The organism is Photobacterium damselae, assembly GCF_003026815.1.
Taxonomy (GTDB): domain Bacteria; phylum Pseudomonadota; class Gammaproteobacteria; order Enterobacterales; family Vibrionaceae; genus Photobacterium; species Photobacterium damselae.
In genome coordinates, this window is sequence record NZ_PYOG01000005.1 from 156,923 (window position 1) to 180,228 (window position 23,306).

A 23,306-nucleotide genomic window follows, 5' to 3' on the forward strand; every position below is an offset into this window, starting at 1 on the left:
TCGTTTTGGTGATAATCAATCTGCCGAGTTTGGTGATTGGCAATTAGCTTGTCCTATCTGTCACGGTGAAGATCAGCTAGAACAAGGCCTTGCTATTGAACTTGAACTGGTATGCCAAGATCTGCTTGAAAAGCGTAGTAGCACATTCAGTTATCAAAACCATACCTTGACGCTAAGCTTGGATGAACTTCCACCAGCATTAACGGCAAACCCTACACGCTCTCAGGTTCTCATTTGTAATCCTAATACCCTACCTCAGCATTTTATTGTGCCAGAACAACACGTATTAGCACTATCAAGTTTAGAGAAACCAAGAGTCACTGTAAGACCTAATCCAAACCAAACAACGTTGACTCGTGCGCTTTATGATATCGTCTTTGGTTATGATCGTATCTTAGCCATTGTTACCGAACGTTTGCGTCAATTAGGTGTTGGCTATGTCCATTACCAAGCAGAACGCTATCAGCCGTTAGTGACTTGGTTAAACGAGGGATGGTCTGAAGTTCAAGCTAACCCTAACGCATTTTCTATTACTCCGGTTCGTGCTGTTGAACCACTGCATGAAGATGGTTGCTTCTCTCATATCAATGCGTTTTGGCATAAAGGTCGAATTCATTTTAACCACCAGCCGGTAGAGAATACGGTTAGCCATGAGCATATTGCTACCTGCGCTTTACTTGCTGGCGGTATAGATCATAGTGATAGCCGAAATAGCGCCGTAATTTACTTTGGTGAGGCGGGATTTGACGAGATAGTCACAGAAGATAAATTTACTCGAACTGAGACTTTCCTTCGTCAACAACCGATGTCGACTTTTGGTTATGATCTGATTGCTCAATTAGAACAAGCGGATCAAAAGACTATTTTGGATAAGTTTAAACAACAATATCCAGAACAATACCAAGCACTGCATCAGCTTAATTTGGCAGGTTTCGAACAAAAACTCTCAGGCATCTTCGCTATTGCAGCAACCGTTTTGGGTCTCGATGGTCAAAATGTTTCCGAACTCAATGACCGTTTGCAAGCGCAAGCCATGAGTTATCCTAACTATCGCGGTGAACAAATCGACTTTGATATCGATCCAGATGCCGAAGGTCGCTCTATTGATTGGAAAAAAATGGTCGGTAGCCTAATGAGTTATCGTCTGATCACAGAAGAGCATGATATTCCCCAATTAGCTTTCGGTATCTATGATTCATTGGTGGATAAGTTATCTAACTGGATTGAGCATCTTGATCAACAAGTTGGCGTAAAATCGGTCGTTCTTGCAGGTAAAGGGTTTACGAACGAAGTCTTTGCATGGCGCACAGCACTACGTATCGGTAAAAACTACCCTATCAATATTAACCGCAAGTTAGATCTTGAAGGTGCCAATATTAGTGCTGGTAGCCTTTATCTAAAAGTTCGTCGTAAATAATAGATAAAACGACAGAACATAAATCGAAATAAGCCTTTGTTCGTTTGAACTGGGCTTATTTTTTTACCTTGCGTTTACTGTTATCCTTTTACCACAGCTTGTCTTATCGATCTCACATAATGAAAAAAATTCAGCCAGCAAAAACATTACAAAACGTCATTAATAGCGCGATCTACCATCTCAATTTACGCGATCACAGCATTTCAGAACTTAAAACAAAGCTTGAAGCGAAAACAGATAATCAAGAATGGGTTGATACGGTTATCGCCCAAATGAAAGGCTATGGTTATCTAAAAGAAGATCTCCCTTTTGCGATCCACTTTTGTGAAACCAGTTATGCCAATGAGTATGGCAAACGCTACATGATTGAGAAACTAAAGCAAAAAGGCATCAGTGAAACCGATATTACCGATGCATTAGAACGTGTGAGTCATCAACAACAGCGCTCTGAGTACGATTTGGTTGTTGAACGATTAAGCCGGATCGAAGATTTCAGCCATACAACCAAAGAAAAGGTCTTTAATACACTGCTCAAACGAGGTTTTAGTTTAAATGATATTACCCATGCTATTGCTGAGCATCCAGCAGGTAATACGTTACTCGAAAAAGCGGTCATTAAAGGTCAAAATGCCAACCTGCGTAATGAGATCATCAAACTTGCGAAAAAACTCAAAGGAGCGGCATTAATTCGTCGCGAGCTGTCGATGAAACATATTGATGTCAGTGAATTTGACCAGATAATTGATGAATTAACACAATCGGGTGAAATTGATTTTTACGCCAACTGCATCACCCTACTGGCCAAAAAACGTTATGACTTAACCGATTATAAAGAGAAAAACAAAGCCTATGCGTATTTAAGCTCACACGGCTTTAGTTCAGATGAAATCAAATGCGCTTTTGAATAACAACATCTGTCGATCGCGTTAAGTCACTACCCATGTCTAGAGCAGATACGCCATTTGTAAACGTGCCTCACCCTCACCAAAATAGTCGAGCTCTTCAGCGATCACTTGAAAGCCAACCGATTGATATAGAGTCAATGCGGCTTGGTTTTCGGGATCAACCGTTAACAATAGACGATCATAATGATCTTTACTCTTTTCAATCACATTATTTAATAACGATTTTGCAACGCCTTGCCCACGAGCTAACTTTGAGACGGCTAAAGATAAAATCCAACAGTCTCGACTTGCTGTATTGAGTGCCGGCACAGATAAGATAAAACCTAAATTATCCGCCCCTTTCTTTGCAACAAATAAATTTTGTGACCAACAATCATAAGCTTGTCGAAAAAAGAAATGTGGATAGCCATGATCGGCAAAGGCTTCCGCTTCCAATTGATATATTGAGTGAATATCTTGTTTTTCTGCACAACGAATAACGAACGATGACACGGCTGACAACCTCTTTAATATTTATGCGTAATTAATCATAAAATATTCAATAAGAAAAGTATTTATTGGGGCTAAACCGCGTAACATAAAACTCAGGCAACCTGTCAGATTAGAAAAACTGACACATTGCCCGTTATACAAAAGCGCTTCATACTTAATAAAGAGAGGTTAACCGTACTAATATAGTTAAACAGACTCTACTTCTAGCTGCATTAGCATCAAGTCTTCACCATCTAAAACTTGGGTCTGAAAACTTCCGCAATGCTGACAAGCAATACTGCGCTCACTGTGAGTTGACTCTTGACCACAATCTCGACAGTGCAGAACTAATGGTTGTTCGGTAATTTCAAGAACAGCATCATGACAGATCCCTTCTAGCTTAAAGGTTTCAAAAGCTGTTCTTAATAAAGCAGGCTCAACACCACTTAAGATACCGACTTTAATCGCTACCCGAGTTACCTTGTTGGCATCATTTGCTATCGCTTGCTCTTCGCACTGCTCTATCAACGCGCCAACAATCGAATATTCGTGCATAGTCTCTTACTCGATCACTTAGTAATGAGGTTATTTTGCAGCCATTGTGCTAGCGGCTTTAGTGTGTCGATATCTTTAACCGAGATCTGCATCACTTCAACTTCAGGATTAAGTTTACGTAGCTGAGCGTAAGCATCTTCCATATCAAAATCAAAATACGGCATCAGATCGCATTTTGTAATCAACACAAGATCTGCACGGCGGAACATTACCGGATACTTCTCAATTTTATCGTCACCTTCAGGAATAGAAACTAATACGATATTTTTATGAGTACCCACATCATAACTAGCAGGACAAACCAAGTTACCCACATTTTCAACAAAGCAGATATCAAGCTTCTCTAAATCGATGTGATGTAACGCACCATGAACCATAAAGGCATCTAAGTGACACGCAGAGCCAGTTTGAATTTGGTATGCTTCAATGCCAGCTGCTTTTAAACGATCAGCATCACGAGAAGTTTCTAGATCCCCTTCTACAACCGCATATGTTAGTTCTGTACACTGTTGAAGATGCTCTAACAACGTTGTTTTACCACTACCTGGGCTGCTCATTAAGTTAAATGCTGTGACATTGTTTGCTTCAAAATGCGCACGATTATGAGCCGCCTCCATATCATTTTTATCTAAAATTTTATGGATAACAGATAACGTCTTCTTATCATTTAACTGAGGATTACTTTGTAAATTGTGGTCATGATGATGGTGATGACCAGCTCGAGGAAGAGAACAACCGCAATCTTGACACATAACGTAGCTCCAAATGGTGACAAAACGGATAAAATCGAACAACGAAATATATTGATTCAATTTCTATGTTGCCATTATCTATTCCAGTAAGAAATAATGCAATTTGTTAGACAAATAAATCACTCAAACTCACTGAAATGATAGTGAAATTATCATCTATATTCATTTTATCTATCTAATGCTATTCCTATTTGCTTACATCAGTTGCAAAATAATGTTTCTATTTTATTCAGCTTAGCTTCAGTCTTTATGACATTACACTGACAAATGTCGAAACAATTAAGCATAATTTGTAAGCATCAACTTCATATAAGCACGAAGAGAAATACAATGACTAATATGACAAAACAGCCTGGTATCAAATCGAAGCTAGTTAAACTTGCAGCACCTATTGCTCTTGCGTGCGCATTTAGCGTATCAGCAGCGCCGGCAGCAACTAACTCGGCACCAGCAAGACCGCAAGTTTCAGCACAGGTACAACAGGCAGCTCAACGTGTAGGTCAGATCCAACAAGAGCTAGCTACTATTCGTAATAAAACGCTTAAAGCAAATCCTAAGCTAGTTAAAGATATCAAAGCTTACGAAACTGCATTCGATAACAAAGCAAAAGCACTTGGTTATCACCCAGATCAAGAGCTAAAGCGTCTACGTGAAATTCAAACTAAAGCTCGTGATCAGAAAACTACTGATGCACAGCGTAAAGACCTTGCGAAAGAGTTTGCTTCAATTCAACAGAAGCTTATCAAGCAACGTCAAACAATCATGAGCGATCCAGCTATCTCTAAGATGGAACAGCAGTTAGAGAAAAACACTATCACTGCAATGAAGAAGCAGGATCCTAAAACAGACAAACTACTAAAAGAACTTGATTCTCTAATGGCGAAATTTAAGCGCTCATAATCATTCTTTTAAGTTATTGATGACAAACAAAAGCTGACCTCTTGTGTCAGCTTTTTTTATGGATTTCTTTTCTATCGTTATGACTCTTACTATATCAACAACATCTCACCCAAAATGCTTATTCAGGTCTACTTTTGCGTAGATAATAAAAAAGGAAGCTCTTGGCTCCCTTTTATCTGCTCTATTTAATGAAGCGAGTTACAAAAGCTTCATTTCTATCAAACTGTCTTTATAGTGGAATAGCTTGATTTGCACTTAAACGCTGCATACCACGAACAATTTTTGCTAGCCATGCCAGTACGGCAATACCTGCAATGCCAGCACCAATAAATGGTAATACGTGCAAAATTTTGTCTAGGATATCACTGTGAATCCAGTATTCAGCGCCAGCAGCCATACCCGTTGTTGTTGCCGCAGTTACACCAAGAACCACAAAGAAAGTGAAGAACAAAAAGAAACTGCGAATAATGGTGTAATAGTGACTGTAAGTTAACTCATCAGTCCCTTTATTCATCTTGTAACCTGCATAAATAATGGCAATGATGCCAGATACAAGCAAAGTAAACGGAGTCAGAAAGCTAGCAATGTAGGCAAACCATACGCCTTTTTTATTATCTTCAGTCATATTTTTAGATCCATAACGATACTATAACTGTGTAATTATCACATGTATCACCAGATCATCAAGTTTCGTACAGTATTTGAATGATCAAGATCAATGCTTTATTTTTTCTGTCTGCTAGGGTCAGCTAAAACACCCTAGGCTCCAAATGATAGCGCCATAAAAGGCAAATATCGGTTGTTTTTAAAACAGAAAAACCCAAGTGAGCATCTTGGGTTTTTGGATATTACAGAAATAACAGGCTTACAGTTTTTCAGACGGTTCTTGGATCTCAGAGCCATCTTTAATTCTGCGATGCCCTTCTGTTAAGTGGACAAAATCAATCAGATCATCACCACTCACTTGGAATGCTTTACCAAAGCCTTTTACAAACAGGCCGTGTGTTGGCTTAAGTCGAAATAATACAAAATCCTCTAAGCCGCTGAGCCCTTCAACAATCTCGCCAAAACGGTTAGTTAGACCATCAATAGCTAAAAGCCATGCAGCAGATTCTCTTTCGACTTTTTCAACATCTGCTTCAAAAGTCAAACGCTTGCGCGCATATAAAACCTTAGCTGTCTTTTCATCTTCGATCATCATAAGAGAGACGCGGGGATTTTCTAATAAGTTACGCGCATGCTTTGCAATTTGGCTAATCAATACATAATAGCCATCTTCTAATAATACAAATGGAGCATAACTTACGTTGGGTTGACCGCTATTATCAACCGTTGCTAATTGAAGCGTTAAACAACTGTCACGAAATTCTTTGATTTCTGGTTCCAGTCGACTTTGAAGGCGTTCTTGCTTTACTTGATTCATTACGAATCTTCTCCTAATTGTTTTAGTTTTTTAAACATCTCAATTTGTTCGGGAAAGAGTTGTCGCTTTTTATCTCGCCCTAAATAAACTTTAAATACACACTCCCCTTGAGCTGCAAAAAAGCCAATAAAGTAACTTTCTTGCCCCATAAAAGATTTACTAACAAGCGCAATATCAGAGACCAAATCTAAACGTAAATGACCATGAAGCTCACCGTCACGTCCCATCAAATTATAGTAGCCACGCGCTTCTTTACCTTTTGGAAACGGCGCTTTTACCTCAAAGATAGAGCCCATTGAATGGACAATCGTTGTAACCGGCCCCCACTGTGGCAATTGTTCAAGAATAGACTGAGCTAACTTGCCAGGAAGATGGCTAACCATAGATTCAGGAAACGATAAAACCACTTCACCTTCTGTCACTTTAAGTTGCTCTGCTAAGCTCATGGCATGTAAAGCTGGATCTTGTTCAAGTAATTGCGCCACTTGTTGTTTTAGTTCTTGTTGGGTAATAGTAGAAAACAAGATAACTCTCCCTATGTCTTTGTGATGTAAAGTTTAATAACTGGATTAAATAATTAGGCAGCCAGAGACTGATTCAATTGCTGTGTTATTGCTTCTATTAATGCTTGCGCTAAGGTTACAGCCCAAAACTGTCCTGCTAACGTTAAAGTGACATAGTGTGAGTTCACTTCAACTAAACCGTTTTCTCGCCATGCTTTAAACAGAGGTAAACAAGAAGAATATAGCCCTTTGCCTCCAATCGAATCTAGTGAAGATCGGCTAAGTACGCCTCGATCAAAACTGGCTTTAATTTCGGCATGGAGAGAGGCTTGATTTGCTTGTTTGGTCATCATTGCAATCGGTAATTCGCCACGTTTAATCGCAGCTAAATAAGCATCTAAAGTACGATGTTGCATCATGCCAAAACCTGCAATATTGCCACCAGCACCGGCCCCTAGAGGTAAGACTTCTGCTGTAGTTTTTGCTAGGCTGTTATATAAGCTTCGCTCTCGATTATCACGAGCCCAATGATTTACACTGAGTTTGCGCATATGATGATGACTCATGTAATCATGCCCCATCAAAAACATGGTCGCTTTTGTTTGTGTATCAGCAGGTTCGGGGAGCTTGCCTTTATCAATAAGGTTTTTCATTGGAGTCCCACCCATTTCAATCAACTGATAGAGATCTACACCATGAGCGCCTGAGGTCATGAAATCTTCTAGGTCTTGTTGCCACACATCTAAAGTCTGATAAGGCAGTCCGTATAACAGATCAATAACGATCGGAGCTTGATCTGTCGCAGCCAGAGCAGCAATGCGATCGAGTACTACCTCTCGATCATCTAAACGCTTAGCTTTACGTCTTACTTGAGTATCAAAACTCTGAACACCAAAAGAGAAACGGTTAAATCCCCCTTCTAATGCAGAATCAAACATTTCATCACTGAATCGATTAATACGACCTTCAAGCGTTAATTCACAATCGGTAGTCAGTGGAAAATGTTTGCGAATCATCGTTCCTAACTGTTTAACTTGCTGTGCGGTTAAATCGGTTGGCGTACCACCACCAATATAGACAGCATGAAACGGTGCTGATTGGGTCCATGGCTGCTGTGCTTTTAATTTCAGCTCAATCATCAAAGCGGCAAAATAATCATCGATAAGTTGTTGGCTTGATGCGTATTGGAAGAAATTGCAGTAAGTACAGCGTACTCGACAAAATGGGATATGCACATAAAGGCAACGTTTTTTGACTTGGCTATAAGGTTCTAGCGATCTTTTTTTCTCCTCACTAAGTAAAGATAATCCTAAAGATTGGTGTTGCTCAGCAGGAACCATTGTATTCATACCACCTGCATGTGCAGATTTCTTGCGACTAAAAGCAAAACGGAGAGGGTCTGGAGAATGCAAACCCAAAATACTTTCATCTAATTTATTTATATCTATCTGGTGTTCTTGATTCATTGAAATTCTAGTCTTTAAAAGCCCTTACCCATCAGCCATGATTCCCTATTATTGAATATGCTTAGTGATCATTAGCTGCCCTCAATATCTTCCTTTATCTCGACTATCTCGATGACGAACATGTCGTTTTGTTATACAAGTCTTTTCTATGCTCTTATTGAGAATGACTCTTAATTCGCTGCATAATAGTTTCGCCTGAATAATATTGCAAATGATAATTGATATTATTTTCATCTTATGGATAATGATAACGATTCTTAATCAATGGTGATACTTGTTTATACTAGAACAGAATAAAACAGTGTAAAACATGATCTTAATTCATCACAGATTATTATCACTATTAATCGCTATTTTTAACTTTTATGAACAACGTTGCTTTATTAGGTCATCAGATGGATACGACAAGATATGTAATAGCAGGTGCAGTTTCAGTCATTATTCATGGTTTGATTCTCTCTGCTGTGCCAAGCCAAAACGCAATAGCGATGCCAATAGGTAATCAAATAGCACCCGTTTCTTTAAATCTAGTGACGGCACCTATTGCTCCGCCACCACCGGCTCAAGATGTTGCAAAAGCAGAAGTCAAACCGCAAAAATCTGTTAAAAAAACACAGCAAATTGAACAAAAAACAGCGGTAAAAAAACTAGTAAAAAAGACGACACCAACAAAGAAAGCGGCTAAGAAAGTAGCGAATAAAACAACAAAAACGAAAAAAGCGGAGCAAAAGCCGGTAGTAAAAAACCGTGATAGCAAGCCAGTAAAGAGTGCAACTAAACCACAACCTCAGAGCAAGCTGAAAAATGAAACAAGCCAAGTAGCTAATACCGCTAACAATAAAAAGGCACTGTTATCTAGTGGTACTCAATCTCCTGAATTAGTCAGCCGACCAACATTTGCCACTCGACCAGGGCCGGTTTCTTACCCAAGATTGGCAAAACGCCGAGGGATTCAAGGACAGGTAATGGTTGAGATCTGGATTGATCCAAAGGGTAAACAAATTAAACAAAAAGTGATCTCATCATCAGGTACAGAGATCCTTGATCAAGCGGCATTAACAGCCATTAAGAAGTGGAAGTTTTCTTCACATATCGTTGATGGGCAAGCTATTGCTCACCGCGTTCATATTCCTGTACGTTTTCAATTGGATTAATTATGGAATTTATCAACCAATATCAAGAACAGTTTGGTCTTATGGCCTGGCCCCTTTTCATCTGTTCACTGCTTACCGTCATGATTTTACTTGAGCGGTTTATTCAAGTTTTACTCTGTACTGGTGTTGGTAAAACCAAAATAAATCAAATACTCAACAATCAAAATCGCCACGATGAACAAGCATTGGATCATCTAGCTCAGCAATTGCAGAATCAGCGCCCTCTTCTGTATAAGGGGATCGCAATGCTGATTTCACATCGTCATTTTGCTAAAGCACTACGTGAAGATGCCGCAGGTATGTGGCTACAACAAAAACGAACTCAATTACGATCCGGACTCAAGCTCTTAAGTCTTATTGGCGTGATCAGTCCATTACTGGGTTTATTAGGTACCGTATTGGGTTTGATCGATATGTTTAAAGGCATTGCTATGACCACAGGCTCAGTTACCCCAAATGATCTGGCCGATGGATTAGGTCTTGCGATGCGAACCACTGCCGCAGGCTTGATCATTGCACTGCCAGCCATTACAGGAGCACAACTGCTCGGACTTTGGGCTGATAGCATTACCTCAAAACTTGAACACAGTTTAAATCGCTGCAATTTATGGCTTGAAGGGATCTCAGTAACAACAAATTGTGATAAGCCAGCTCAAGGTGAGGCTCTCTCATGATAACCACAGGAAATAACCGCTGGCAGGACGATGAGTTATCACCAGATCTTACCCCGTTACTCGATATTATTTTTATTGTAATGGTTTTCCTGTTGTTAACAGCAAGCGTAAAAATTAAATCGCTGAATGTCGATCTCCCACAAACAGAAACACAAATACTGCAGACGACCTCTGCCGATCCTATAACCATTAACCTACTTGCCTCTGAACCTCATTGGGCTCTAGACGGAAATCAACAAAAAAGTTGGGAGGCTTTTTCAACAACCTTATTGGACGAAGTTAAAGTAAACCCATCGAAACCAGTTGTGATTGGGGCTGAGAAAACGGCCTCAGTCGAACAAATGTTAAAGCTTTTAGCGTTTCTACAAAAAAATGACATCAAGGCTACTCAATTGCTAATGGAAGAGGATAACAAAGCATGAGTCTAACTAAACCAGCACCAGTGTTTAAAACCGTATCTTTAGCTATTGCTATCCTATTTGGAGCGACGTCAGCTTATGCACAAAACAATGACTCGCGTATTATCAGTGCCGGATCTGCAATTACTGAGATTATCAATGCCTTAGATGCTAGCGATCAACTGGTTGCTGTAGACAGTACCAGTCAAACATTAGTTGATACCAAGATGCCTAAAGTTGGCTATCATCGTCAATTATCAGCAGAAAATCTCATGTCACTCACACCAACTCGTATTATTGGTTCAAACGAAATGGGTCCAGAATCGACGCTTACCATATTGAAACAAGCTGGCGTTGCGGTCGATATTGTCAACTCAGGAAATACCGTTTCAGACCTTAGTAAGCGAATTGAACAAGTTGCGCAATTAACAGGCCACCAGAAACAAGCTAATGAGTTAGAACAAACAGTGCAACATACCGTTCAAACATTAACGGAGCATCGTTCTCAACTTAAGAACCAACCTGATTTTAAAGAAAAAAAAGTTTTGTTTGTGATGATTCATGATGGGAGACCTGTCAATGTGGCAGGTAAAGGAACAACGGCAGATACTGTTATAAACCTTGCGGGAGCCATAAACCCGGCTGCTGCATTTGTTGAAAATTATAAACCTATTTCGACAGAAGCCATGCTTCAAATGCAGCCTGATATCATTTTATTGAGCTCTAGAACCGCGGCAACCATCAAAACGATGCCAGATCTAATTAAGAAGATTCCAGTACTAGCCCAAACCCCCGCAGCGCAAAATAATGCATTAGCTGTGATAGATGGTACAGCGCTTATTGGTGGTCTCGGTATCCACAGTCTCAATGAAGCGGCTCGATTATCAAATGTTTTCTATCCAACGGTAAATCAGTAACAGATAACGAAATCTCAGTAAAATAATTATCATCAGAGGGAGCATCTGATTCCCTCTCTTTTCTCCTGTTTATAGTTTGAGTTTTTATGGGAAATCAACGTTTATCCATCCGCTCCCTCTACCCTATTGGCTTTGGCCTTTTACTACTCGCCATCGTCAGTTCTATTGTTATTGGCCCAATGTCTATTAGCTATAGTGATAGCATTAAAGCCTTACTGCCTTGGCATACCGAACTGCCAAATCATATCAGCTTAGTTATCAATCAGATTCGTCTACCGAGAACCCTGCTCTGTATTATGATTGGAGCAATTCTCGCCATTTGCGGTGCGGTAATGCAGGGGCTATTTCGTAATCCACTTGCCGATCCCGCCATCATTGGGGTAACAGGTGGTGCAGGGCTTGGTGCTGCGTTAGCGATTATTGTATTTGCACCGATTGCAGCACAATTTCCCACCATTTTGAACTTAGGTGCAATCCCTCTGTTTGCCTTTATTGGCGGTGTCATTAGTACTTTCTTTGTTTATCGTTTAGGTACTGGAACTAATGGAACATCAGTGACTGTGATGCTGTTAGCGGGGGTGGCAATCTCAGCAATATCAGGCGCGGGCTTAGGCTTACTCAATTATGTTGCCGACGATCAAGCGCTTCGTGATTTCTCTTTATGGTCAATGGGTTCATTAGCTGGCGCAACGTGGTCAGGGATCGCTCTAGCAACCGTATCTTTTGTTGCACTGTTTTTCTTTTTCTATCGTAAAGCCAATGCGCTCAATGCTTTTTTATTGGGTGAATCAGAAGCCAAACATATGGGCGTAAATGTCCAACGCCTTAAAAAACAGTTAATCATTACTTGTGCCGCAGGTGTTGGCGTTACCGTGTCACTAACAGGACCGATAGGGTTTATTGGCCTTATTATTCCTCATTTGGGACGAATGCTAATTGGACCAAACCATAAAAACTTAATTCCAGTATCAGCCCTATTAGGCGCCTTCATTTTGTTACTTGCAGATATGATTGCTCGTACCGCTTTTGCTCCTCAAGAGTTACCTGTTGGTATTATCACTGCCATCATCGGTGCTCCCTTCTTTATTATGTTATTGATCCAGCAAAAAGGACGTATGGCATGAGCAGCACACTATCCTCTCATCACGCAATAGCACTAAAAGCATCTAACCTTCACTTACAGTTGGGCGGAAAAACCTTACTGGATGATATTGATTTAGAAATAATGTCTGGGCAAATAACGGCGCTGTTAGGTCCAAATGGAGCCGGTAAAAGTAGTCTACTGAAGGTATTAAACGGTGAAATAACGCCAAATTCAGGATCAATTGAGATCTTTTCAAGACCTAAAGATCATTGGCCATCTGAATTATTAGCCAAACACATGGGTATATTGCCGCAGCACAGTACCCTATCGTTCTCATTTCTTGCTCATGAAGTTGCAGAGCTCGGTGCGATGCCTTTAGCGATATCAAATCATCAAGCACAACAACTCGCGGCTAAGAATATGGTCAAAGTTGGTGTTGATCATCTCGCAAACAGGCTATATCCAACTTTATCTGGTGGAGAAAAACAGCGCGTTCATTTTGCCAGAGTATTAACTCAGTTATCGCACTCTGGCAAACAATGTATTTTAATGCTTGATGAACCCACATCCGCCCTTGATCTTGCTCATCAACATCACACTTTAGAGATTGCACAAGCGCTTTCGCAACAAGGTGCTGCCGTTATCATTGTTATTCATGATCTGAACTTAGCTGCTCAATATGCGGATCGTTTAATCATTTTGAACCAAGGCAAAATTCAAGCTGATGGTACGCCATGGCAAGTGCTAACCCCAACCGCGGTCGAAAATGTTTACGGCTGGCCAGTTCAAGTTATCGCTCATCCAGAACATAACTACCCGGTTATTTTGGCTTGATGTCTCTGTTCTGAGCTGAAATAGTGCTATTAATCGATAAAACCAATGAATATTCACGTTTAATTACATTCAAATTTATTGATGCCTATCAAGTATTTTCCGCTTCAAGCACAGAAACATTGCACTCGCGCAGACTCTAGGTAAAATGTGATCGCAAGCGATTACACAATGTAATAGAATCGTATAATATTCACTTATAGCACTTGTTATCAAAAAGCCGCTCTTTATGGTGCGGCTTTTTAGCTTTTAGCGGGTTTCACAATACAAACCCGATTACTTGCTTAATCATCTAAACTTTAGCTAATTATTAGAGATTAAAAGCAAGATTAACTGTGTGGTGATAACAAACTGAATAGCCAGAGAGACTCAACGTAGAGCTGGCTAACCAATTTGATATCGAAAGAATTGCGGTCTGACTCTAGACCCCCATTATTAGAAGAATAACTATGGCAACGATTAAAGATGTTGCACGTATGGCTGGTGTTTCAACGACGACAGTCTCTCACGTGATCAATAAAACGCGCTTTGTCGCAGAAGCAACACAAAAGAAAGTTATGGCAGCAGTTGATGAGCTTAATTACGCTCCAAGTGCTGTTGCTCGCAGTTTAAAATGTAATACAACCCGTACAATCGGTATGTTGGTAACCAAATCAACCAACCCATTTTTTGCTGAAGTTGTTCACGGTGTTGAAGAGTACTGTTATAAAGAAGGTTATACGCTTATTCTGTGTAATACAGAAGGTAACCTATCGAAACAACAAGATTACCTTCGCATGCTAGCAGAAAAGCGTGTCGATGGTCTGCTTGTTATGTGTTCCGATCTGGATGAGAAACTGCTTGAGTTGCTAGAACGCAAAAAAGATCTGCCTATGGTTATAATGGATTGGGGCCCAGAGTCACCACACACAGATAAAATCCAAGATAACGCAGAACATGGTGGCTATATTGCGACTAAGCACTTTATTGAAAATGGCCATACCAAAATTGGTTGTTTGTCTGGTCATGAAGACAAGTCAACCTGTCGCGAGCGACTAAAAGGCTTCCGTAAAGCGATGGCAGAAAGCAATCTATCTGTAAATGAAGATTGGATTCTTGAAGGCGATTTTGAGTGTGATACGGCAGTAAAAGCGGCGCAAGACTTTATTGCGATGACTGAACGTCCAACAGCTATTTTCTGTTTTAATGACATTATGGCTATGGCGATGATCAGTACATTTGAACAAGCAGGATTACGAGTTCCTGATGATATTTCAATTATTGGTTATGACAATATCGATTTAGCGCCATATTTTTCACCGCCACTGACAACAATCCATCAGCCAAAACGTCGTTTAGGTAAAACGGCTGTTGAAATTTTAATGGATCGCGTCAAAGATAAGAATCATGAGCGTCAAACTTTTGAAATGGCGCCTGAATTAGTTATTCGTAAATCAGTAAAAAAAATCAACTAATTTGAAATAGATTCCAAATAAAAAGCCAATATTCAATATTGGCTTTTTTTATATATAGAGAAACGGTAAACAGGTCTAATCAGTTTAATGAATAATGATTTAATCTCTATTCATTTGTCTTTAACTAAATTAATGTTTTAAAGAAAAGTTAATTACGAGATAAACAGATAACATTTTATTCTTTAAGCGTTTTTTTGGCTGATAATTAAACATTTCTTATGCACCTACATTACTCATTTTAAATTATTAACTGAATCAACATCACAAATTTTGCAACTTAATATAAAAAATATTAAGCTATCTACGTTAACCTTTATCAGTTACGAACAGGGCAAACTATCTTGAAAGAGATGGGACGCAAAGCTTCCGGCCTAAAAGTTTATTTACATAAGCTCATGGTAGCGGGGTTGCCGATAATCAAAATATCAATGTCATGAATCTTAGAGTTTCTGACAGAATATTTAGTTATTCTGATAATCTAAATTCCCGCTCTGATGTTAGGTGACTCATGATTATTTTCACCGAGAAGAAGCATGGACAAACCAGTATTAAAAAACACGTTAAAATTATTTGAATGTTTTGGGCGTATAAAATCACGCTCTATGTTTGGAGGTTTTGGTATATTCGCGGGTGATACTATGTTTGCTCTGGTAGTAAACAATACGCTACATCTACGAGCCAATTGCAATAATGAAGGGGAATTTAAAAAACTGGGGCTAAAACCCTACGTATATTACAAAAAAGGATTTCCGGTTGTCACAAAACATTATGCCATTCCTGACAATTGGTGGGACGATACTCAATGCTTAATCAAGCAAGGTGAACTCTCTCTCCAGGCGGCAGAAAAGGATAAGGAATCCAAATCAAAAGCGATACCTAATCGGATTAAAGATCTCCCAAATCTACGTTTGACCAATGAGCGCATGTTAAAAAAAGCAGGAATTGAAACCGTAGAGCAATTATTTGCTGTTGGAGCCCTTGATGCATTTAAGGCACTGCAGTCATCTCAAGGGGATTCTTTAAATCTTGAACTATTGTGGGCACTTGAAGGGGCCATCAGTGGACAACATTGGTCAGTAATCACTGAACAACGTCGCCATGAGTTACTTTCATCATTAAATTAAAAACAATACTCACAATACGTTGGCTAAATTAACACTTAAGTAGAGAGGCTATTATCAGCCTCTTTTTTTATCAAACAGGTTACATAATAATTGATTGAAATATTAATAATCCCATCTTATTGAAATTAATTTCCCGCTTAAATATAAAACACAGTTTTTAAAAAATAATTTTATATAGTGGTGTTCCAAATAAATACAATTAAAGTTTATTGAACAAAGTCACAAAGTTTACATCTACTTCACGTCAAAACTACCCTTCACTCATTTTTTCGATAATATAGGCTTTGTTTGAGGCTTATCCGGTGTTAATGAGCACTCAAAACAATTAAATACTTCGTTATACTATGGTTGTATGAGGCGATTATGAGTTGTTCCAACCCATTCCCAGGACAAACTACAAATATTTTTAAAGACAAGTTTTGTAAATGGCCAAGACTGCTTCAAATTAGTATCGTTCTCTCTTTTCTACCTATTTTTGCTGTTCTCATTGCAGTAAAGCAAAATATAGCCTCGTTACAATCACTCTCTGATACCATTGTCGTGATGGGTTTTTTTAATATCTTTCTTCTTGCTTGGGGTTTGATCCTATTTTTTAAGGCTCGCAAACATTGGTATCGTAATTACCACATAGGGAAAAGCCTATTGGTTGCGGTTCTTCCGGTTTTTTTGAGTGGTTATATCCTCATCAACGATCTTCCTGATAATCGTACCGTGCAGCAAGAAACCTCTAAAGTTGTAGAATTTTCCATCAACTAATCGATTTTTAAAGATTTTTTGCTTTTGCTGAAATAAAAACGCGCTACCCTCGGTCTTTGTTGCTAATTCAGTACACTTTGACAGTAAGGGTTGTCCGTGCGTATTCAAGCTAAGAAAAAATATTCCATCTTTATCCGCCCATTACTTTGGTTACAAGAACGACACTATGGTAGCGTTTTAAATCCAGCCAAGTTATGGGGACGAAAGCCAACACTATTTTGGCTTGTTGCAGGATTCTTTGGATACTTAGACCGCTCGAAGTCCCCCCTATCACCTGTTTTACGTTCGCTCGTCTGTGTTCGAGTATCACAACTTAACGATTGCGCCTTTTGTGTTGATGCCAATGGAATGAAGCTTGCTGAGCGCTGCAATTCTGTTGATAAAATCAAACAACTTGCACATTGGCAAGAGAGTGAACTATTTTCGGATCAGGAGCGTGTCGTTCTTGAATACACCGAAGCCATGACCATTACAGGTTCAAAAGTGACTGAAGAGATGATCGCAACATTAAGTCAATGGTTTAATGAAGATTCGCTGGTGGAGTTAACCGCTCTGATTGCGTTTCAGAATTTATCGGCCAAGTTCAATACAGCACTTGATGTTCCCGCTCAAGGTTTTTGCTCATTACCAATTCAACCAAAATCAGAGCAAGAAAAGAGTCAGGATAATAGCGATATTTAAACGTTTAATTGAGGTCTGTTTATGGACAAAAGAAAACTCTTTTTACTTGGAATAATCGCGGCCGTTATCGGGATATGGTTATATTTTGATTTAAGCCAGTATTTCACGCTAGAGCAAGCAAAAGCACAGCAATTAGCTCTTCAAGACACCATCCAAACACACCCTGTTTGGGCAAGTCTTGTTTTCTTCTTTGCTTATGTTGCCGTCACGGCCCTTTCTCTGCCAGGAGCTGCCATCATGACACTGCTTGGGGCAGCTTTATTTGGCTTTTGGTGGAGTTTAGTATTGGTTTCCTTTGCCAGTACTATTGGTGCAACCCTTGCGTTCTTATTCAGTCGCTTTATTTTACGCGATTGGGTACAAACTAAATTTGGTTCACGCTTATCTGCAATTAATGACGGCGTTAAAAAGCAAGGCAGTTTTTACTTACTCAGCCTTCGCCTAATTCCAGTGTTTCCTTTTTTCTTAATCAACTTATTGATGGGATTGACCCCAATAAGGGCAAAACAGTTTTTCTTTGTTAGTCAATTGGGCATGCTACCCGGAACGGCTGTTTATGTTAATGCAGGAACACAGCTTGGAGAAATTAATACTCTTTCTGGAATTATCTCTTTGCCGGTACTGATTTCACTGGCGTTGTTGGGACTTTTCCCCCTCATAGCAAAAGCGGTAATGAATCAAATTCAAGCGCGTAAGATCTATCAGAAATGGCAAAAACCGACCTCTTTTGATCAAAACATGGTCGTGATTGGTGCAGGTTCCGGCGGTTTGGTGAGTGCTTATATTGCAGCGGCAGTAAAGGCAGAAGTTACTCTGATTGAAAAACATAAAATGGGTGGCGATTGCCTTAATACAGGTTGTGTCCCTTCAAAAGCACTGATTCGTGCTGCACATAATATGGCCGAAATCCAACGAGCTGCTGAGTTTGGGGTTTCAACAGGTCCTATCGCCATTGATTTTAAACAGGTTATGACGCGAGTACAAAAGGTTATCAGCAAGATTGAACCACATGACTCTATCGAGCGCTACCGTTCTCTTGGCGTCAATTGTATTACGGGTGAAGCGATCATTCGTTCTCCTTGGGAGGTTGAAGTCGCTGGTAAAATCATTACCACAAAAAATATCGTTATTGCTACAGGTGCTCGTCCATTAGTTCCTAATATTCCAGGTTTACAATCGGTAAACTATTTAACCTCAGATACCGTATGGTCGCAGCAAGAACAGCCACAAAAACTCTTGGTATTAGGCGGTGGGCCAATTGGGTGTGAATTAGCTCAAAGTTTTGCTCGCCTTGGCACAAAGGTCACATTAGTTGAAATGGCTCCACAATTATTAATTCGTGAAGACAGTGATGCGGCAAAATTAGTCCAAGATAGCCTTATTGCAGATGGGGTTGAGATTAAACTGGAACACAAAGCGATGCGTTTTGAATCCATTGTCGATGCGAATGGAAAAATAATGGGGAAAGTGTATCTTGATTTCCATAATGAGCAGCAGGTAACCGTTGAATTCGACGCCGTATTACTTGCTCTAGGTCGAGTTGCGAATGTTCAAGGCTTTGGCTTAGAAGAGTTAGGTATTACAACAACAGCAAGAGGTACTGTTGAAGTTAACGACTACCTCCAAACCCAATACCCTAATATATACGCTGTGGGTGATGTTGTCGGTCCATATCAACTTACACACGCGGCAAGTCATCAAGCGTGGTATGCCGCTGTTAATGGGCTATTTGGGCAGTTTAAACGCTTTAAAGCCGACTATTCTGTTATGCCTGCAGCAACCTACACATCTCCAGAAGTTGCTCGGGTTGGCCTCAATGAGAAAGAGGCAACCGCCCAAGGTATTGAGTTTGATGTTGTCACTTATGGCATTGATGATCTTGATCGAGCGATTACAGATGGAGAAGATCATGGCTTTATCAAAGTTATTACCCCAAAAGGCAAAGATACCATCTTGGGTGCGACCATAGTAGGTACAAATGCAGGCGATCTTCTTGCTGAATTTACCCTAGCGATGCGCCATAATCTTGGATTAAACAAAATCTTAGCGACCGTACACCCCTACCCAACCATGAGTGAAGCGGTAAAATATACTGCCGGAGTTTGGAAACGTAATAATGCTCCCGAAAAATTATTAGAGTGGGTCGCAAAATATCATCGCTGGATGCGTAAATAAGGATTGGATGCTTTATGTTAACAAAATCATTTAAACACATAGCCTGCGCATTATTAGCCAGCTTTTCTCTGCTTTCTTACGCACAAGAAAGTGATTCCAAGCAGGACCTCACTTCACCATTACATGACAACTGGCAGCATATTGTCGCAAAAGCTAAGGGGCAAACAGTCTATTTTAATGCTTGGGGAGGCAGTCAAGAGATCAATGAGTATCTACGTTGGGCTAACCAGGAGTTGCAACAACAATATGGCGTCACGCTAAAGCAAGTTAAGGTTGCCGATATCTCCGAAACGGTACAGCGTCTAGTAGCAGAAAAAGCGGCTGGAAAAAACCATGACGGCAGTGTCGATATGGTCTGGATTAACGGCGAAAACTTCCGAACCATGAAACAAAATAATCTTCTTTTTGGTCCTTTTGTTCATCAGTTACCCAATTGGGCATTAGTGAACAAAAAACTTCCCGTAGAACAGGACTTTACACAAGCAACAGAAGGTTACGAAGCGCCATGGGGAGTTGGTCAGCTGGTCTTTATCTACGACAGTGCTAAGTTAAGTAACCCACCGAAAAGTTTTACTCAGTTATTAACTTTCGCTCAGCAACACCCAGGAAAAGTAAGCTATCCTAAGCCGCCAGAATTTCATGGCAGCAGTTTCTTAAAAGCGGCACTGCTTGAATTAACACCGGATAAAAAGGCCTTATATCAACCATTAGTATTGCCACAGGATCAAGCAACGTTTGATCGTGTCACAGCTCCACTTTGGCACTATTTGGATCAGTTGCACAAGGTCGCATGGCAGCAAGGTAAAAAGTTCCCTTCAGGATCGGCTGAGATCATGCAACTACTCGATGATCAGCAACTTCTATTAGCCATTACCTTCAACCCAAATGCCGCAAAAGCCGCTATTGAAAATGGTAATTTAACTGAAACGGCTAAAACTTATGCTTTTGACCAAGGAGCATTAACCAATGTGCATTTTCTTGCTATACCTTGGAATGCGCAGGCCAAAGAGGGAGCGATGGTTGCAATCAACTTCTTAATGAGCCCACAAGCTCAGGCAAGAAAAGCTGATACAACAATTTGGGGCGATCCAACGGTGTTAACCACTCAAGCATTGCAGAAAGATCAAGCTAAAGGCCAATCAACATTCCAACTTTATAAAGCCATTTCTGAACCAGATCCGAGTTGGCTAACCGCTATTGAGCACAAATGGCAACAGCGTTACGGTAACTAAATCATAACGGATATCTCACCCAATCTAACCCAGTAGATAATCATATAAAACTGGGTTAGATTTTTTATCAAAATCGTCAAGAACCTTTTATGCGTCGTAGCTTATTCATACTAACAATCATTATTGTTTTTCTGCCTATAATACCTGGGTTATTTGGCGTCATCTTACCTGCATTTTCTTATATCCCAACCTTGGGGTTACACCATATTTCGCTTCAAGGCTTTTATCAGGTATTTCAATGGCCTCATGTTACAGATTCCATTGTTATCACCGTTTGGAGTGGACTAATTAGTACCGCTATTTCACTCTATTTAACCTATTCTTTTTTACGACTATTTTGGTATACAGATCAATGGAAAAAACTGGAAGCATGGCTATCACCGCTACTTGCCATCCCCCATGTTGCTTTTGCTATTGGTTTAGTTTTTTTAGTCAGTCCAACAGGATGGCTTAATCGTTTATTGGATTTAATCAGCTCGAAACTGGCGATCATTAATCTGGCTCAAGACCCTTATGCTCTTGGGTTGATTTTGGTTCTAACAATCAAAGAGACACCTTTTCTTATTTTGATGAGCATTGCTGTATTACAACAGCTTAATACGCCGCAATTAGTTCGAATTAGTGCCAGTCTCGGTTATTCACCCCAACAAACATGGCAAAAAGTGATTTTTCCGCAATGGCTACCAAAAATTAGGCTCCCCCTTTATGCGGTTGTTGCTTATGGTTTATCCGTGGTCGACTTAAATCTAATCATTGGGCCTAGTCAACCGAGTTCATTTTCGGTATTGGTTTGGCAGTGGTTTAACGACAGTGATTTATCTCTACTACCCAGAGCAACAGCGGGAGCACTCGTTTTACTGCTTATTGCCGGTATCGTATTATGTGTTGTCCGTAGTCTGGAGTGGGTTATTCTCCATCACAGACGACACTGGCTGATTAAAGGAACAAATAGCGATTATCCACCAGCCAATGGTTGGTTTGTTAGCACAGCTCCATTACGCAAAGCGAGTCTATTGATATTTCTTAGTTTGCCTATTGTGACTCTACCTTTGCTGGGAATATGGTCTTTTGCGCTACGTTGGCGTTTTCCCGATATTTTACCCTCTCGTTGGTCTGAACGTTTTTGGCAACAAGAGATAGATCAAATCACTCAGCTATTAACCACCAGCACTTTATTTGCCGTTCTGAGTGCTTTGATTTGTCTTATTTTAGTCATAGGAAGTTTAGAATTTAGAGATAAGTACCAACTGAATATTCCAGTTGTAATTATTGCGATACCTTTAGTCGTTCCACAACTATCTCTATTATTTGGTATTCAAATCACTACATTATATTTTCCGACCAATACTTATTTTTTATGGGTGTTATGGGGCCATATTTTTTATGTTTTTCCCTATATGTATTTAGCTCTCGATGGCACATGGCGCAGTTATGATCCTAGATACTCTTACACTGCTGCAAGCTTAGGAATATCGCCAATACGAGTTTGGTGGCAAGTAAAACGGCCACAGTTAATGACTGGAATCATATTTGCTTTTGCTATGGGCTTAAGTGTTAGTTTTGCCCAATACTTACCAACACAAATGTTAGGGGCTGGGCGAATAACAACACTCACAACAGAAGCCGTTGCTCTAGCCAGCGGACAAGATCGCCGAGTAACTGCAATTTATGGTTTGCTCCAAGGTCTATTACCTTTAGTTAGTTTTACTCTTGCTTTAATTTTCAGCAAAAAATACCGGATAAACTCATAGTATGACATCTCTTATTATTAAAGAACTTACGGTCAAAAATCACCATACCCCAATATTTGGTCCTATGAGTTTTACCGTAAAACCAGGAGAAGTTTTATCTCTTATGGGGCCTAGTGGTTGTGGTAAGTCCACGCTTCTCAATATCGTCGCAGGACACAACAATACGCCATTTACCTATACTGGAAATCTTTATCTTGGTCATAAATCTCTCGATAAACTCCCAGCATATCAGAGAGAAATAGGACTATTATTTCAAGATGATTTACTGTTTCCTCATCTTAATATTTGGGAGAATCTAGCGTTTGCCTTACCAGCAGAAATAAAAGATACAAAACGTCATCAGCAAGCCCTTGAGGCATTAGAATCTATTGGCCTGATAACCCTAGCTAATCACCATCCTAGTCAAGTATCCGGTGGACAGAGAGCAAGAATAAGTCTGATGAGAACATTATTAGCAAAGCCCAAAGCCATATTACTTGATGAACCATTTAGTAAATTAGATCCCGATTTACGCCAAGATTTTCGACAATTTGTGTTTAATCACATATCTGACTGTAATGTTCCAACTTTAATGGTGACGCATAACAGCGAAGACATTCCATTAAATGGTAAAGTATTAACTTGGCCTTGGTAATATTGAATTAATCATCTCTCAATAACAGCTAAATACTGGGTTATAGCCC

24 protein-coding genes and 1 riboswitch are annotated in these 23,306 nt (G+C 39.9%); of the genes, 17 read left to right on the forward strand and 7 right to left on the reverse strand.

Going from position 1 to position 23,306, the window contains the following annotated elements:
• The first annotated feature begins 178 nt into the window (after positions 1-178).
• On the forward strand, positions 179-1,417 hold the full coding sequence (locus tag CTN07_RS07540; RefSeq protein WP_146154882.1) for a hypothetical protein: 1,239 nt from the start codon (positions 179-181) through the stop codon (positions 1,415-1,417).
• Between the two features lie 119 nt (positions 1,418-1,536).
• On the forward strand, positions 1,537-2,325 hold the full coding sequence (locus CTN07_RS07545) for a RecX family transcriptional regulator (protein ID WP_005299665.1): 789 nt from the start codon (positions 1,537-1,539) through the stop codon (positions 2,323-2,325).
• 36 nt (positions 2,326-2,361) lie between these two features.
• Here the strand turns inward: CTN07_RS07545 and CTN07_RS07550 are convergent, their stop codons facing one another.
• From CTN07_RS07550 to hypB, 3 genes are all read right to left on the reverse strand, one after another.
• Positions 2,362-2,814 carry a GNAT family N-acetyltransferase gene (locus CTN07_RS07550; RefSeq protein ID WP_232282460.1) on the reverse strand — a complete coding sequence of 151 codons (453 nt, stop codon included), beginning with the start codon at positions 2,812-2,814 and terminating at the stop codon, positions 2,362-2,364.
• Between the two features lie 186 nt (positions 2,815-3,000).
• On the reverse strand, positions 3,001-3,348 hold the full coding sequence (gene hypA / locus CTN07_RS07555) for a hydrogenase maturation nickel metallochaperone HypA (protein ID WP_036763975.1): 348 nt from the start codon (positions 3,346-3,348) through the stop codon (positions 3,001-3,003).
• A 14-nt stretch (positions 3,349-3,362) separates the two neighbouring features.
• Entirely contained in the window at positions 3,363-4,100 is a 738-nt protein-coding gene (gene hypB, locus CTN07_RS07560) for a hydrogenase nickel incorporation protein HypB (protein ID WP_005299667.1), read from the reverse strand.
• A 330-nt stretch (positions 4,101-4,430) separates the two neighbouring features.
• Here hypB and CTN07_RS07565 point away from each other — a divergent pair, with 330 nt between their 5' ends.
• The gene (locus tag CTN07_RS07565) at positions 4,431-5,000 is read left to right on the forward strand and encodes a hypothetical protein (protein ID WP_005299669.1); all 570 of its coding nucleotides are present in this window, start codon (positions 4,431-4,433) and stop codon (positions 4,998-5,000) included.
• Positions 5,001-5,229: 229 nt separating this feature from the next.
• Here CTN07_RS07565 and CTN07_RS07570 read toward each other — a convergent pair whose 3' ends face one another.
• The 4 genes from CTN07_RS07570 to hutW form a co-directional block, all read right to left on the reverse strand.
• Positions 5,230-5,625: a membrane protein gene (locus tag CTN07_RS07570; RefSeq protein WP_036763978.1), complete on the reverse strand. Its 396-nt coding sequence runs from the start codon at positions 5,623-5,625 to the stop codon at positions 5,230-5,232.
• Positions 5,626-5,865: 240 nt separating this feature from the next.
• On the reverse strand, positions 5,866-6,423 hold the full coding sequence (hutZ, locus tag CTN07_RS07575; protein WP_005299673.1) for a heme utilization protein HutZ: 558 nt from the start codon (positions 6,421-6,423) through the stop codon (positions 5,866-5,868).
• Positions 6,423-6,947, reverse strand: coding sequence for a heme utilization cystosolic carrier protein HutX (gene hutX / locus CTN07_RS07580; RefSeq protein WP_036763981.1), 525 nt, complete (start codon positions 6,945-6,947; stop codon positions 6,423-6,425). The genes hutZ and hutX overlap by 1 nt, the downstream gene beginning before the upstream one ends.
• 53 nt (positions 6,948-7,000) lie before the next feature.
• Positions 7,001-8,392, reverse strand: a complete 1,392-nt coding sequence (gene hutW / locus CTN07_RS07585) for a heme anaerobic degradation radical SAM methyltransferase ChuW/HutW (protein WP_005299675.1) — start codon at positions 8,390-8,392, stop codon at positions 7,001-7,003.
• 395 nt (positions 8,393-8,787) lie between these two features.
• On the opposite strand from hutW, the gene CTN07_RS07590 reads away from it, so the two are divergent.
• The 14 genes from CTN07_RS07590 (at position 8,788) to CTN07_RS07655 (ending at position 23,257) form a co-directional block, all read left to right on the forward strand.
• A complete protein-coding gene (locus CTN07_RS07590; RefSeq protein ID WP_005299677.1) occupies positions 8,788-9,546 on the forward strand; it encodes an energy transducer TonB in 759 nt (252 codons plus the stop codon).
• A 2-nt stretch (positions 9,547-9,548) separates the two neighbouring features.
• Complete coding sequence (locus tag CTN07_RS07595) at positions 9,549-10,220, forward strand: MotA/TolQ/ExbB proton channel family protein (RefSeq protein ID WP_005299679.1); 672 nt, start codon at positions 9,549-9,551, stop codon at positions 10,218-10,220.
• Positions 10,217-10,642 carry an ExbD/TolR family protein gene (locus tag CTN07_RS07600; protein WP_036763984.1) on the forward strand — a complete coding sequence of 142 codons (426 nt, stop codon included), beginning with the start codon at positions 10,217-10,219 and terminating at the stop codon, positions 10,640-10,642. The genes CTN07_RS07595 and CTN07_RS07600 overlap by 4 nt, the downstream gene beginning before the upstream one ends.
• Complete coding sequence (locus CTN07_RS07605; RefSeq protein ID WP_005299681.1) at positions 10,639-11,535, forward strand: heme/hemin ABC transporter substrate-binding protein; 897 nt, start codon at positions 10,639-10,641, stop codon at positions 11,533-11,535. Before CTN07_RS07600 ends, CTN07_RS07605 begins: the two co-directional genes overlap by 4 nt.
• A gap of 86 nt (positions 11,536-11,621) precedes the next feature.
• Entirely contained in the window at positions 11,622-12,659 is a 1,038-nt protein-coding gene (locus CTN07_RS07610) for a FecCD family ABC transporter permease (protein ID WP_005299685.1), read from the forward strand.
• Positions 12,656-13,453 (forward strand): heme ABC transporter ATP-binding protein, encoded by a 798-nt coding sequence (locus CTN07_RS07615; RefSeq protein ID WP_005299687.1) that lies wholly within the window; start codon positions 12,656-12,658, stop codon positions 13,451-13,453. The genes CTN07_RS07610 and CTN07_RS07615 overlap by 4 nt, the downstream gene beginning before the upstream one ends.
• Before the next feature lie 446 nt (positions 13,454-13,899).
• Positions 13,900-14,904, forward strand: a complete 1,005-nt coding sequence (gene purR, locus CTN07_RS07620; protein ID WP_005299689.1) for an HTH-type transcriptional repressor PurR — start codon at positions 13,900-13,902, stop codon at positions 14,902-14,904.
• A 320-nt stretch (positions 14,905-15,224) separates the two neighbouring features.
• Positions 15,225-15,319: riboswitch (cyclic di-GMP riboswitch) on the forward strand.
• 118 nt (positions 15,320-15,437) lie between these two features.
• Positions 15,438-16,028, forward strand: a complete 591-nt coding sequence (locus tag CTN07_RS07625) for a TfoX/Sxy family DNA transformation protein (RefSeq protein ID WP_005299691.1) — start codon at positions 15,438-15,440, stop codon at positions 16,026-16,028.
• 363 nt (positions 16,029-16,391) lie between these two features.
• Complete coding sequence (locus CTN07_RS07630; protein ID WP_050787764.1) at positions 16,392-16,784, forward strand: hypothetical protein; 393 nt, start codon at positions 16,392-16,394, stop codon at positions 16,782-16,784.
• A 96-nt stretch (positions 16,785-16,880) separates the two neighbouring features.
• The gene (locus tag CTN07_RS07635) at positions 16,881-17,465 is read left to right on the forward strand and encodes a carboxymuconolactone decarboxylase family protein (RefSeq protein ID WP_005299693.1); all 585 of its coding nucleotides are present in this window, start codon (positions 16,881-16,883) and stop codon (positions 17,463-17,465) included.
• Positions 17,466-17,486: 21 nt separating this feature from the next.
• Positions 17,487-19,640, forward strand: coding sequence for a dihydrolipoyl dehydrogenase (gene lpdA / locus CTN07_RS07640; protein WP_005299695.1), 2,154 nt, complete (start codon positions 17,487-17,489; stop codon positions 19,638-19,640).
• Between the two features lie 14 nt (positions 19,641-19,654).
• The gene (locus tag CTN07_RS07645) at positions 19,655-20,872 is read left to right on the forward strand and encodes an ABC transporter substrate-binding protein (RefSeq protein ID WP_005299697.1); all 1,218 of its coding nucleotides are present in this window, start codon (positions 19,655-19,657) and stop codon (positions 20,870-20,872) included.
• Positions 20,873-20,961: 89 nt separating this feature from the next.
• Entirely contained in the window at positions 20,962-22,623 is a 1,662-nt protein-coding gene (locus tag CTN07_RS07650) for an ABC transporter permease (RefSeq protein WP_005299699.1), read from the forward strand.
• A gap of 1 nt (position 22,624) precedes the next feature.
• On the forward strand, positions 22,625-23,257 hold the full coding sequence (locus CTN07_RS07655) for an ATP-binding cassette domain-containing protein (RefSeq protein ID WP_005299701.1): 633 nt from the start codon (positions 22,625-22,627) through the stop codon (positions 23,255-23,257).
• Positions 23,258-23,306: the final 49 nt, after the last annotated feature.